Raw genomic sequence first — 13,082 nt, 5'->3', positions numbered from 1 at the left:
AAGGGGAGAACGGGCGCCGCGAGCCAGAGGGACGATCTGGCCCGGCGGAGAAGTGCGGTCTCCGACCGGACCGTGTGACGAAGATCGCAGCAGCTCGCGGCGCCCACCCCTGCCAATGCTCTACAACTCGTAGTACTACTAGAAGTAGAACTACGGCTTGTAGAGCTTCGGATCCACGGGGAGCATCATGGAGGCGCTTGACCTGGCGCGGTGGCAGTTCGGGGTCACCACCGTGTACCACTTTCTGTTCGTACCTCTGACGATCGGGCTCGGCGTCTTCGTGGCCGGCCTGCAGACCGCCTGGCACCGCACGGGCAAGGAGCAGTACCTGAGGTTGACGAAGTTCTTCGGGAAGCTCTTCCTGATCAACTTCGCGATGGGCGTGGTCACCGGCATCGTGCAGGAATTCCAGTTCGGGATGAACTGGAGCGAGTACTCGATCTTCGTCGGCGACGTCTTCGGCGCCCCGCTGGCACTCGAGGCGCTGCTCGCGTTCTTCCTGGAATCGACCTTCCTCGGGCTGTGGATCTTCGGCTGGGACAAGCTGCCCAAGCGGGTGCACCTGGCCACGATCTGGGCCGCGGTCATCGGCTCCAACCTGTCGGCCTACTTCATCCTGGCCGCCAACGCCTGGATGAAGCACCCGGTCGGCTACGAGGTGGTCGACGGTAAGGCCCGGATGACCGACCTGTGGGCCGTGCTGACCAACTCCACCGCGCTCGCCCAGGTGCCCCACGTGGTGGCGGGGGCCTTCATCATCGCCGGCGGGTTCGTGCTCGCGGTCTGCGGCTACAACATCCTGAAGGAGCGCCGGACCGACCCCGACCGGACCGTCCCGATGCGACGGGGCGCGGGAAGCATCTGGCGCACGCCGATGCGGGCCGCCCTGGTCATGACGGCGATCGCGGGGGCGGTCTCCGCCGGCACCGGAGACCTGTCGGGCAAACTCCTGTACGAGCAGCAGCCCATGAAGCTGGCCGCCGCCGAGGGGCTGGAGCGCGACACGGCGGGCGCCGCCTTCTCCCCGGTGCCCGGGGTCGAGATACCGATGCTGCTCAGCTTCCTGGCCACCAACGCCCCGGACGCGGTCGTCCGGGGCGCCGAGGACCTGCAGGCCGAGTTCGCGAAGAAGTTCGGCCCCGGGGACTACCGGCCCAACGTGCCGGTGGTCTACGCCTCCTTCCGAGTGATGATCACCTTCGGGATGGCCACGGTGGGGCTGTCGGTCCTCGGCCTCTGGCTGACCCGGCGGCGCCGTACCCCCGCGGCCTCGCGCGAGCACCCCGCCCCCCACGGACCGGTCCGCGGGCGCCGCCGCACCGTCAGGGTGCCGCGCGAGATCCCGTCCTGGTTCGCCCGCGCCTGCCTGCTGGCGCTGCCGCTGCCGGTCCTCGCGATGATCGCGGGCTGGCTGCTCAGCGAGATCGGCCGCCAGCCGTGGACCGTCCAGGGCGAGCTGCTCACCGCGGCGAGCGTCTCGCCCGGCGTCAGCCTGACCGAGGTGGCCGTCTCACTGGCGGTCTTCACCCTCCTGTACGGCCTGCTCGCGGTGGCCGAGGCCGTCCTGCTCGTCCGGTACGTGAAGGCGGGTCCCGAGCAGGTCTCCCCCGCCCCGTCCACGCCGGCCGGCGGCAGCGGGAACGGCGACGCCACGGCCGTCATGCTCCAGCCGACGCTGATGTACTGAGGGGGAACGATGGAACTCACCACCGTCTGGTTCACGGTCATCGCCTTCCTCTGGACCGGCTTCTTCGTCCTGGAGGGTTTCGACTTCGGCGTCGGCATGCTCGCCCCGGCGCTGTCCCGCGGCGAGGCCGAGCGCAAGCAGGTCCTCGGCACGATCGGCCCGGTCTGGGACGGCAACGAGGTCTGGCTGATCAGCGCGGTGGGCGCGATGTTCGCCGCGTTCCCCGCCTGGTACGCCGGGATGCTCAGCGAGTTCTACCTGCCGATCGTGCTGGTCCTGGTCGGGCTGATCGTGCGCGGCGTCGGCCTGGAGTGGCGGGGCAAGGTCCACCACGCCTCCGACCGCGCCTGGTGCGACCTGGGCATCCTCATCGGCAGCGCGCTCCCGGCCTTCCTGTGGGGCGCGGTCTTCGCCGACCTGCTGCACGACAGCGTGACGGCCATGCTGGTCGGCGGGGTGTTCTCGGTGTCGCTGTGCCTGCTGCACGGCGCGGTCTTCGTGGCGCTGAAGACCCTGGGCCCGGTGCGCGCCCGCGCCCGCCGGGCCGCGCTGGTCCTCTCCGCGGTGGCGCTGCCGGCCGGGGTCGCGGCGCTGTCCGGCATCCCCTCGGCGGGGACGGCCGCCGGCGGGCCGGACGCCCCGGTCTGGATCTGGGCCCTCGCGCTGGCCGCGACCGCGGCCCTGGCCGCCGGGGTGGCCCTGACCTGGCGCGGACGGGACGGCTGGGCCTTCACCGCCACCGCCTCGTCCGTCGCCCTGACCGGGGCCGCCCTGTTCGGCGCCCTGTGGCCGGCCCCGCTCCCCGGCCTCACCCTCGCCGAGGCCGCCTCGGGACCGTACGCGCTGCAGACGCTCACCTGGATCGGCCTGATCGCGCTTCCGTTCGTGGTGGGCTACCAGGCGTGGTCGTACTGGGTCTTCCGCAAGCGCCTGGTCGCCCAGCCGTCCTGACCCGGCGGGGACGGCCGGTCCGCATCCGCCGGAAGTCGGCGGAGGAGCCGTAAAGCATTGGCACACCACAGTACGTGACGTGTGGGTATGCCAGTTCGTGCATACCCGCACGCATGCCTATGAGGCATGCTGAAGATATGGGCATGACGACAATCAAGATCTCGACCGATCTCCGTGATCGACTCGCCGGCGTGGCGGCCGAGTACGGCGGCGCCACTCTGGCGGACACTTTGCGGCGGCTGATCGACGAGCACGAGGAGCAAGCGGTGCTCGCCGCGTACGACCAGTTGCGGGCCGACCCGGCCGAATGGGCCTCATACAGGGAGGAGTCCCTCCTCACCGACAACGCCGCCGGAGACTGGCGGCACGGCGAGGACGCCGCGTGAGCCGTGTGCTGCCCTGGCAGACATGGCTGGTCGACTTCGGCATGCCCGTCGGCGGCGAGCAAGGGGGACGGAGACCCGCGCTCATCGTGGCCTCCGGCCTTCACTGCCGGTTTCCCATCGAGATGACACTTGTGGTGCCGCTGACCACTCGCGATCGCGGGCTTCCCCATCATGTCTGCATCTCCTCTCCGAGTTCCGGACTCCGGCAGCGGAGTTGGGCCCGCACCGAGGACATCACCTCGATCTCCACACACCGCCTCGTCGGCGACGGCCCTCTCGGATGCGCCGACGATCAGGAGATCGGCGCGGTCCAGCACTGGCTCCGGCGTCTCATCGCCGTCTGAGCGCACCGGTTCAAAGAAGTTGCGGGGCGGCGCAATCGTCGTAACGATGCCCGGATGACCTCCCCCAGCCTGTTCCGGCACCGGAACTTCATGCTCCTGTTCGGCGCCGACACGATCAGTCAGTTCGGCACGCAGATCAGCCTCCTCGCGCTCCCGCTCGTGGCCGTCGGCGTGCTGGGGGCGAGCGAGCTGGAGACCGGCCTGCTGGTGGCGGCGGAGACCGCGGCGTTCCTGCTGGTCGGGCTGCCCGCCGGGGTGTGGGTGGACCGGACGGCGCGGCGCCGGATCCTGATCTCCGCGGATCTGGTCCGGGGCGTGCTGCTGGCCTCGGTGCCGGTCGCCTGGTGGCTGGGAGCGTTGACCATGCCCCAGTTGTACGGCGTGGCGCTCGGCACCGGCCTGGCCACGGTCTTCTTCGACATCGCCTACCAGAGCTACCTGCCGAGCCTCGTCGACCGCGACCGGCTCGTGGACGGCAACGCCAAGCTGGAGATCGTGCGCTCGTCGGCGGCCGTGGCCGGTCCCGGAGCGGGCGGCGGGCTCGTGCAGCTGCTCACCGCGCCCGTCGCGGTGCTCGTGGACGCACTCAGTTTCCTCGGCTCCGCCCTGTTCCTGTGGCGGATCGACGCCGCCGAGCAGGCGCCGGGCCGGGAGGGGCGCCGGGGGCTGCTCAAGGAGATCGGCGAGGGTCTGCGGTTCGTGGCCACGCACCGCATCCTGCGGATGATCGCCGCCTGCACCGCCACCGCGAACTTCGCCAGCGGAGTGTTCGCCGCCGTTGAGATGATCTTCCTGGTCCGGGTGATCGGTCTCACCCCCGGCGCCATCGGCCTGCTGCTCTCGGCCGCGGCCGTCGGCGGCCTGACCGGCGCGGCGATCGTGGGGCGGGCGAGCCGCCGGGTCGGGTCGGCCCGGATCATCTGGCTCTCCATCCTGGTCACCCAGCCGTTCATGCTCCTGGTTCCGCTCACCCAGCCCGGCTGGAAGGTCGCGTTCTTCGCGGCCGGGACGTTCGTGAACTCGATCGGCGTCGTCGTCTACAACGTCGGCCAGGTGAGCTTCCGTCAGGCGGTCACCCCCGAGCACATGCTCGGCCGGATGAACGCCACGATGCGCTTCGTGGTGTGGGGCGTCCTCCCCCTCGGCGGTCTCGCCGGCGGCCTTCTGGGCGAGGCGTTCGGCGCCCGGTCCACGGTGTGGATCAGCGCCGCGGCCGGGCTGCTCTGCGTGGTGCCGCTGCTGCTCTCCCCGCTGCGCGGGATGCGCGACCTGCCCGCCGCGGACGAGACGCCCGCCTGACCTTCCCGCCCGCCGGGCAGGCCGTCCTCCCGGCTTCCCCGCACGACCCGCCTGGCCGGACGACCTCCCTGGCCGGACGATCCGCTTGGCCGGCGTCCCGCGCCGGACGGGCCCCGGAAATCACCCAGTGTCGTCTCACTGTCGCCGGTTGTTATGGTGGAGGGTTGGGGAAGCCGATGATGGGGGGTCTGATGGAGGAGAGGTCCATACTCGGGGAAGGACCGGAGCACGCCGCGCGGCAGATGGCGATGGTGTTCACGCTCGGAGCGGTCCTGGCCGTCGTGGGACTGCTGACGGCGCCTCCCGGCGAGAAGGGCAAGCTCCTCGTGGTCTCCCTGCTCGCCGCGATCACGGCCGTGGCGACGTGGTGGATCCCCTGGGGCCGCCTCGATCCGCGCGCGCCCCTGGCGCTGTGCCTGCCCGTGCTGCTGCTGCTCGCCTACTGCACCGGAACGTTCCAGGGGGGCTCGATCGGCACCGCGCCCTTCCTCACCCTGCTCTTCGTCTGGGTGGGGCTGCATTTCTCGACCGCGGCCGTGCTGATTCTGGGACCGGTCGCCGGGGTGGCCTACGTGACCCCGCTGGTCCTCGACCACCGCGGGGCACTGGTGATCAGTGGTGCGGTGATGTTCGTCCCCGCGGTGATGAGCGTGGGCGTTCTGCTCTCCCGGCAGATGGACCACCAGCGGCGGGACCGCGACACGATCCGGCGCATGGAGCGCTGGCGGGCGGCGCTGACCGCCACCCTCGCCCACGACGTGCGCTCCCCGCTGACCTCGGTGCAGTTCGCCCTGGAGACCCTGGACGAGGACGACGGCGACCTGGCGGAAGGACAGCGGCACGAGCTCATCGCCATGGCCCTGCGGCAGACCAACCGGATCCGGCGGCTGGCCGCCAGCCTGCTGGACGCCGAACGGGTCGACAGCCGCGGCCTCCAGCTCGACCTGCACTCCATCCCGCTGCGCCCCGCGGTCGACGAGGCCGTCGGCTACCTCACCGCCCCGGTGGGCGTGGCGGTGAGCGACGACCTGACCGTCCGGGTCGACCCGCAGCGGCTGGAGCAGATCCTGGTCAACCTCGCCGCCAACGCCATCCGGCACGGCGCTCCGCCGATCGTCATCAGCGCCGAACCCACCGGTCACGGCATGGTCGCCATCCACGTGCGCGACCACGGCCCCGGCGTGCCCAGGGACAAGCGGGATCTGCTGTTCGCCCGGTTCAGCAGCGCCGACACCAGCCCCGAGTCGGTCGGGCTGGGACTGTGGATCACCCGGGAGCTGGCCCTCGCCCACGGCGGGGACGTGCGGTACACCCCCGCCGATCCCGGCAGCTGCTTCACGGTCATCGTCCCCGCCGCCGGCCCGGCGCCGACCTGACGGGCCCGCCGCCCCGGCCGATGGTCATCGCGGACGCCGTACGGACCTCATGCCTCCTGCGGCGCGGCCACCATGACCGCGCGCGCACTCCCTCGGTCACGCGGCCGCCGCACGCGTCCGGCGACCGCGGTCAGCACCGCCAGCCCGGCCAGCGCGAGCAGGATGGTGAACATCCACTCCCCCGAGCCGCCCGGTCCGTAGACGCGGGTCGCGCGCCCCGTGTCCACGGCCGGGGTGGTCTGCCCGGCGGTGAGCGTGTCGCGGTCGCTGCCGTACAGCTCGACACCGGGCCGCAGGATCCGTCCGTCGGCGGAGGCGAAGTCCCCGGCCCAGACGCAGGACTCGTGCCCGGGATGCTGGACGCACCGCAGTTCCTCGGCGGTGAACACGCCGCTCACCCCGTCGGCGCGCGCGGCCCGGATGGAGGGACCGATCTCGGGGACGGACGCGAGCAGCATCAGCAACCCCATGACGACCAGAGCCAGGTCGAACGCGCCCGGACGTCGTTTCGCAACCGTCATGACCTGGGCGCGACGGCGCAGGTGCAGGAGGCCCCGGCCCCGTGCTCGGAGCTGCGGTGGAGCAGCATCGCGACCACCATGGGCACGAAGACGAGGGCGTTGTAGAACAGGTGCAGCTCCATCCTGGGCAGGACCAGCTGCAGGAGGCTCGTCGGGGCCGGCTTGCCCATCAGGTACAGGCCGCTGAGCTTCTGCAGGAGCAGCAGCAGGTGCTCCAGGTGGTGCCACGCCTGGATGCCCAGGGAGATGTTCCACCACGTGCGCGACCTGCCGGCGAAGCCCTTGCGCAGCATGATGAGACCCACGAGCATGATCAGCGCGTACCCGTAGTGCATCCACTCCGAGGTCACCAGCCACGGGAAGGGGATGCCGAGCACGCCCCGGGCCTCGCTCAGCGGCCAGCCCCACACGTAGACCTGGACGGCCTGGACCACATGCTCGGCCCAGTGGCCTATCACGATGGCCAGGTAGAACATGAGCGCGGGCTTGTGATGGCGGCCGTTGAGGGTGGAGAGGCTGATCTTCGGGGGGAGACTGACCGTGGTCGCCATTTCTCATCTCGCTTTTCTTACGTGTCGTGCTGAATCGCTGATGCGCAGCGTGAACACGAGAATCCCGGGTCACACTGGCAGCCCGCTTGCAGGTGGCTGAACGGGTCGCGGCCCGGGCGGGCGCGCGCGTCGGCCGCCGGCGGGGCCGTTCCGGGCGAAATCGACCGCAGACAACGGAACCCTCTTCGGCTAGCCTGAGTTCACAAATCAAACACAGGGAGCCGGAATGGACTGGAAGCCCACCGCCTGCGTGTTGTGCGCGTGCAACTGCGGCATCGAGATCCGCCTCGACGGGCGGCGGTTCGACCGCATCCGGGGGGACAAGGCCCACCCCTCCTCCCAGGGCTACGCGTGCGAGAAACCACTCCGGCTCGACCACTACCAGAACGGCGCCGACCGGCTGACCCACCCGCTCCGCCGCCGCCCGGACGGCACGTTCGAGCGGATCGACTGGGACACCGCCATCCGGGAGGTGGCCCAGCGGTTCACGGCCGTACGGGACGCCGGCGGCGGGGAGTCGATCTTCTACTACGGCGGCGGCGGGCAGGGCAACCACCTCGGCGGCTCCTACGCGGGGTCGTTCATGCGCGCCCTCGGCGCCCGCTACCGCTCCAACGCCCTGGCCCAGGAGAAGACCGGCCAGTTCTGGGTCGGGGACCGGATGTACGGCAACGTGGCCGTCGGCGACTTCGAGCACTGCGAGGTGGCGCTGTTCATCGGCAAGAACCCCTGGCAGTCGCACGGCTTCCCGCAGGCCCGCCCCACGCTGCGCGAGATCGCCCGCGACCCGGGCCGCTGCCTGATCGTGGTGGACCCGCGCCGCACGGAGACCGCCGAGCTGGCGGACATCCACCTGCGGGTACGGCCCGGCACCGACGCCCTTCTGCTGACCGCCCTGGCGGCCGTCCTCGTCCAGGAGGACCTGATCGCCGCCGAGTGGCTGGCCCGGCACGCCGTGGGGCTCGACGAGGTCACGACGGTCCTCTCCGAGGTCCCGGTGGCGGAGTACGCGACGGGCTGCGGCGTCCCCGAGGGGCTGATCCGCGGCACGGCCCGGCGGATCGCCGCCGCCCGCAGCGTCGCCGTCCACGAGGACCTGGGCGTGCAGATGTCCCCGCACTCGACCCTGAACAGCTACCTCGACAACCTGATCTACCTGCTCACCGGGAACTTCGGCCGGGCCGGCACGAACAACCCGCCCATCCCGTTCGCCCCGATGATCTCCTTCTCCCACTGGGGCCCCCGGCGCGACCGCTTCAGCCCGGTGGCCGGGGCCCGCATCGTCTCCGGCCTCGTCCCGTGCAACGTGATCCCGGAGGAGATCCTCACCGACCACCCCGCCCGCTACCGGGCGATGTTCGTGGAGACGGCCAACCCCGCGCACTCGCTGGCCGACTCGGCGCGGATGCGCGAGGCGCTGGAGGCGCTGGACCTGCTGGTGGTCGTCGACGTCGCCATGACCGAGACCGCGCGGCTGGCGGACTACGTGCTCCCCGCGCCCACCCAGTTCGAGAAGTGGGAGGCGACGTTCTTCAACTTCGAGACCCCGGCGAACTACTTCCACCTGCGCGCCCCGGTGCTGGACCCGCCGCCGGGCTCGGACCTGCTGCCCGAGCCCGAGATCCACGCCCGGCTCTGCGAGGCGATCGGCGCGGTCCCCGACCTCACCGCGCTGCGCGAGGCGCTGTCCCGGGGCCGGGCCGCGTTCGCCGAGGCGTTCCTGTCCGCGGCGGCCGCCGACCCCGCGCTCGCCACGGTCGCCCCGGTCGCGCTGTACCGCGCCCTCGGCCCGTCCCTGCCCGACGGCTCCGCCGCGGCGGCGTCCCTGTGGGCGCTGGCGCACAAGGTCGCCTTCGCCCACCCGCAGGCCGTGCGGCGGGCCGGGATCCCCGGTGAGGGGCTGGAACTGGGCGACAACCTGTTCGACGCCATCCTGCGGAGCCGGTCGGGCGTGGTCTTCGCGGTCGACGAGCCGGGTGACGCGCTCGCCCGCGTCGGCACGCCGGACGGGAAGATCCACCTCGCGATCCCCGAACTGCTGGAGGAGATCTCCCGGCTCGGCGGGACGCCGCGTTCCGACCCCGCCTTCCCGTTCGTGCTCTCCGCCGGGGAGCGCCGGGCGTTCACGGCCAACACCATCGTGCGCGACCCCGCCTGGCGCCGCCGCGACGGCGCGGGCGTGCTGCGCGTCAACCCCGACGACGCCGCCGCCCTCGGCCTGGCCGACGGCGGGCCCGCCCGGCTGACCACCCGCCGGGGCAGCGCCGAGGTCACGGTGGAGCTGACCGACAGCCTCCAGCCCGGACACGTCTCGCTCCCCAACGGCCTCGGGCTGGACTACGCCGGCACGGTGACCGGCGTCGCCCCCAACGAGCTGACCTCCCTCGAGGACCGCGATCCCTACGTGGGAACCCCCTGGCACAAGCACGTCCCGGCCCGGGTCGAGGCGCTGAGCTGACGCGCGGCCGATCCGGGCCGGGGCGATCTCCCCGCCCTCGCGGAAGACCGGTCAGGGCTTCATCGTCCGCCAGGACGCGTAGTGGTGGACCGCGACGCCGGCGAAGGCCGGGTACGCCCGGGCGGCCGTGTCCACCGCCGTCAGGGCCGCGCTCATCCGCGCGGAGCCCTCCTCGTAGAAGGTGCAGTGGGCGCAGTCGGCCAGCTGGGTGGTCTCGGTGGACAGCCGGACCGGCTTGCCCGCCTTCGTCCCGCGGGTGAGGATGTCGGCGCTGACGTCCATCATCGAGTTGGGGCCGGTGACGGTGTCGCGGTAGCTCATGACGGTGACCGCGTTGACCCGTGCCAGCACCGCGTCGGCCAGCGTGACGCCCGGCCCGGCGGGGATCGTGTGGTACCAGAACGGGATGTCGGCCTCCAGCGGGCGCGGGTTGTCGGCCTGCAGCAGCTGCAGCATCCGCAGCAGGCCCGTGACCAGCGTGGCCTGGTCGGTCTGCCAGCCCGGCAGGGCGTACGGCTCCACGTCGACGTGGCTGCCGGCGAACAGCCCGGTGCCGAGGACGGCCCGCTGCCAGGCCCGCGCCGCCGCGTGGTCGGTGGTCCACGCCGGGTCGCCGCCCAGCGCGCTCAGGCGGATCCCGTACTTGTCCGCGCCGCGCTTCAGCTCCCGGATCCGGGTCAGCCGGGCGGTGTCGGAGGGCAGCCGCGGACCGGCGTGAACGAAGATCTCCCGCACGCCCCGGGTGCGCGCCCAGCTCAGCACGTCGGCCGGGCGTGCCGTGCCGATGTCCCACAGCCACATCGCCCGGGTCCCCGCCGTCGCGGCCTTCATCCGGGGAGCGGCCGAGGCGGGCGCGGAGAAGATCACTCCCAGCAGCAGCGTCACGGCGAGGACGACCCATCCGGTCCGCGCCGCCGTTCCCAGTCTGTTGTCCATCGCTTCCCTGCTCCTCCCGACTTCCTGTCGTCCGCCGATCCGTGGCAGGGGATCTCATCGGACCGGGAGGCCGGGAGCTGAGCGGTTTTCCGTGTTCTTTGCACCCGATCGGCAACACATCCGTGACCGGACGCGCAACCGGCCGGGAAAACCGTCCCCGCGACGCCTCAGGAGGCGGCGCGGCGCAGGTCGAACAGCTCGGACGGGGACAGCGGCATCCTGGTGATCGGGATGCCCTCGGCGTCCTCGACCGCCGAGGCGATCACCGCCGAGACCGGGATGACCCCCGCCTCCCCGGCGCCCTTGATGCCGAGCGGGTTGAGCGGGGACGGGGTCTGCAGGTGCGCGGTCTCCACCTTCGGGACCTCCGTCGCGTACGGCATCAGGAAGTCCATGAACGAGGCGTTGAGCAGCTGCCCGTGGCCGTCGTAGACCATCCGCTCGTACAGCGCGCCGCCGACGCCCTGGGCGACGCCGCCGTGGATCTGCCCCTCGACGATCATCGGGTTGACGAGGTTGCCGCAGTCGTGGACGACGGCGTAGCGCAGGATGCGGATCTCGGCGGTGAGCGGGTCGGTCTCCACGATCGCGGCGTGCATGCCGGAGGCGAAGGTCGAGCGGATCGGCGAGTAGTAGTCGCGTCCCTCCAGGCCCGGCTCCTCGCCCTCGTCCACCGGCGGCCGGTCCGGCGACGACGCGCCCGCGAACTGCGTGGCGCGCGCCGCCTCCGCGTCGAAGGCGTAGCGCAGCGGGTTGGACAGCACCGCCACGGTCGCCAGCGGGATCGCGGCGCCCGGGGAGCCGGCGACGTGCACCATGCCGTCGGTGATCTCCAGGTCCCGGGGGTCGGCCTCCAGCGCGTCGGCGGCGATCCGCAGCGCCTTCTCCCGGACCTTCCGGCAGGCCAGCGCGATCGCGTTGCCGCTCATCACCGCGGCGCGCGAGGCGAAGGTGCCGACCGCGTAGCCGAACCTGCGGGTGTCGCCGGTGACGACCGAGACCCGTTCCAGCGGCACGCCCAGCTCGGTCGCGGCGATCTGCGCGAAGACGGTCTCGTGCCCCTGGCCCTGCGAGGTGAGACCGGTGGAGACGTGCACCCGGCCGTCGGAGGTGATCTGGACGTGGCCGCCCTCGTACGGCCCGACGCCGGTGCCCTCGACGTAGCAGCCGACGCCGATGCCGATGCGCCGGCCCTCGGCCGCGGCCCGCTCCTTCTCCGCCGGGAAGGCGTCCCAGCCGATCAGCTCCTTGAGCATCCGCAGCGACTCGGGGTAGTCCCCGCTGTCGTAGATCAGCGGGCGGCCGTCCTGGAAGGTCAGCCCCTGGTCGTAGGGGAACTCGTCGGGCTGGATGAAGTTGGCCGCGCGCACCGCCGTACGGTCCAGGCCGAGATGGGCGGCGATGCGGTCCATCGTGCGCTCCATGCAGAACACCGCCTGCGGGCGGCCCGCCCCCCGGTACGGCGTGACCTGCACGGTGTTGGTGTAGACGGAGGAGAACTCGACCCGGTAGGCCCCCAGCTTGTACGGCCCCGGCAGCTGGGTGGAGGTGATGATCGGCACGATGATCCCGTACGGCGTGTAGGCGCCGTGGTCGTGCAGGATGGTCACCTCCAGGCCGAGCAGCCGTCCGTCGTCGTCGAAGCCGACCCGGACGAACTGCACCTGCGCCCGCTCGTGCGCCGAGGAGATGAAATGCTCGCGCCGGTCCTCGGCCCACTTGACCTCGCGGCCGAGCAGCATCGCCGCCCACGGCACGAGGACCTCCTCCGGCCACGGGTGCACGATCTTCACGCCGAACCCGCCGCCCACGTCCGGCGCGATCACCTCGACCTTGGGCAGCGGCAGGCCGAGCTTGGCGGCCACGGCCATCCGGACGCTGGTGGAGGTCTGGGTGCTGGAGTAGACCCGCAGGGAGGAGTCGTCGGCGTCCCAGCGGGCGTAGACGCCGCGCCCCTCCAGCGGCATGGACGCGCTGCGCTCGACGTCCAGCCGGAAGGCCAGGGTGTGCGGCGCGTCCTCGATGAGCTCGCGCGCGTCGCGGCCGTCGGCCGCGGGCGCCTCCTGGACCAGGTGCGCCCCGACGTTGCCCGGCACGTCGTCGTGGACCAGCCGCGCGCCCTGCGCCGCCTCCTCCACGCCCACCACGGGCTTGAGGACCTCGTAGTCCACCCGGATGAGCGCGCAGGCGTCCTCGGCCAGGTAGCGGTCGCGGGCGACGACCATCACGACCGGCTCGCCGACGTGCCGGACCCGCTCGCGGGCCAGCGGGTGGGCGGTGCGGCCGTGGGTCAGCGCCGGGTGCGGGATGAGCAGCGGGAGCGGCTCGGCGAGCCGGTCCGGCAGGTCCTCCCAGGTGTAGATCGCCACCAGCCCGTCCACGTCGAGCGCGTCGGAGACGTCGATGTCGCGGATCAGCGCGTGCGCGTGCGGGGAGCGGACGAACGCCGCCGCCAGCGCGTCCGGCCCGAGGTCGTCCAGGTAGCGGCCCCGCCCGGTGAGCAGCCGGGGGTCCTCCCGCCGCTGGACCGGCTCGCCGAACAGCTTCGTCGTCATCGCCCGGCCTCCCGCCCG

The 13,082-nt window shown here is 72.2% G+C and carries 11 protein-coding genes; 7 read left to right on the top strand and 4 right to left on the bottom strand.

The window, feature by feature from the left end; all coding sequences use genetic code 11:
• Nucleotides 1–187: 187 nt before the first annotated feature.
• The 6 genes from Plo01_RS15630 to Plo01_RS15605 all read left to right on the top strand — a co-directional run bounded on the left by Plo01_RS15630 (nucleotide 188) and on the right by Plo01_RS15605 (nucleotide 6,043).
• Nucleotides 188–1,687 carry a cytochrome ubiquinol oxidase subunit I gene (locus Plo01_RS15630; protein ID WP_203891286.1) on the top strand — a complete coding sequence of 500 codons (1,500 nt, stop codon included), beginning with the start codon at nucleotides 188–190 and terminating at the stop codon, nucleotides 1,685–1,687.
• A gap of 9 nt (nucleotides 1,688–1,696) precedes the next feature.
• Entirely contained in the window at nucleotides 1,697–2,638 is a 942-nt protein-coding gene (gene cydB, locus Plo01_RS15625) for a cytochrome d ubiquinol oxidase subunit II (protein WP_203891285.1), read from the top strand.
• A gap of 143 nt (nucleotides 2,639–2,781) precedes the next feature.
• Complete coding sequence (locus Plo01_RS15620) at nucleotides 2,782–3,024, top strand: hypothetical protein (protein ID WP_203891284.1); 243 nt, start codon at nucleotides 2,782–2,784, stop codon at nucleotides 3,022–3,024.
• Entirely contained in the window at nucleotides 3,021–3,368 is a 348-nt protein-coding gene (locus Plo01_RS15615; RefSeq protein WP_203891283.1) for a type II toxin-antitoxin system PemK/MazF family toxin, read from the top strand. Before Plo01_RS15620 ends, Plo01_RS15615 begins: the two co-directional genes overlap by 4 nt.
• 54 nt (nucleotides 3,369–3,422) lie before the next feature.
• A complete protein-coding gene (locus Plo01_RS15610) occupies nucleotides 3,423–4,667 on the top strand; it encodes an MFS transporter (RefSeq protein ID WP_203891282.1) in 1,245 nt (414 codons plus the stop codon).
• A 164-nt stretch (nucleotides 4,668–4,831) separates the two neighbouring features.
• Entirely contained in the window at nucleotides 4,832–6,043 is a 1,212-nt protein-coding gene (locus tag Plo01_RS15605) for a sensor histidine kinase (RefSeq protein ID WP_203891281.1), read from the top strand.
• Between the two features lie 47 nt (nucleotides 6,044–6,090).
• Here the strand turns inward: Plo01_RS15605 and Plo01_RS15600 are convergent, their stop codons facing one another.
• Nucleotides 6,091–6,564 (bottom strand): hypothetical protein, encoded by a 474-nt coding sequence (locus Plo01_RS15600; protein WP_203891280.1) that lies wholly within the window; start codon nucleotides 6,562–6,564, stop codon nucleotides 6,091–6,093.
• The gene (locus Plo01_RS15595) at nucleotides 6,561–7,115 is read right to left on the bottom strand and encodes a hypothetical protein (RefSeq protein WP_203891279.1); all 555 of its coding nucleotides are present in this window, start codon (nucleotides 7,113–7,115) and stop codon (nucleotides 6,561–6,563) included. The genes Plo01_RS15600 and Plo01_RS15595 overlap by 4 nt, the downstream gene beginning before the upstream one ends.
• Nucleotides 7,116–7,341: 226 nt before the next feature.
• On the opposite strand from Plo01_RS15595, the gene Plo01_RS15590 reads away from it, so the two are divergent.
• Entirely contained in the window at nucleotides 7,342–9,573 is a 2,232-nt protein-coding gene (locus Plo01_RS15590) for a molybdopterin-dependent oxidoreductase (RefSeq protein ID WP_203891278.1), read from the top strand.
• A gap of 51 nt (nucleotides 9,574–9,624) precedes the next feature.
• Here Plo01_RS15590 and Plo01_RS15585 read toward each other — a convergent pair whose 3' ends face one another.
• Together Plo01_RS15585 and cutA are read right to left on the bottom strand one after the other, a co-directional pair.
• The gene (locus tag Plo01_RS15585; RefSeq protein WP_203891277.1) at nucleotides 9,625–10,509 is read right to left on the bottom strand and encodes a hypothetical protein; all 885 of its coding nucleotides are present in this window, start codon (nucleotides 10,507–10,509) and stop codon (nucleotides 9,625–9,627) included.
• Nucleotides 10,510–10,676: 167 nt separating this feature from the next.
• Nucleotides 10,677–13,064: an aerobic carbon-monoxide dehydrogenase large subunit gene (gene cutA / locus Plo01_RS15580; RefSeq protein WP_203891276.1), complete on the bottom strand. Its 2,388-nt coding sequence runs from the start codon at nucleotides 13,062–13,064 to the stop codon at nucleotides 10,677–10,679.
• Nucleotides 13,065–13,082 lie beyond the last annotated feature (18 nt).

The sequence above is a fragment of the Planobispora longispora genome (assembly GCF_016863135.1).
Taxonomy (GTDB): Bacteria; Actinomycetota; Actinomycetes; order Streptosporangiales; family Streptosporangiaceae; genus Planobispora; species Planobispora longispora.
Note: the sequence above shows the minus strand (reverse complement) of the source record. Positions and strands in the feature narration are given on the sequence as shown.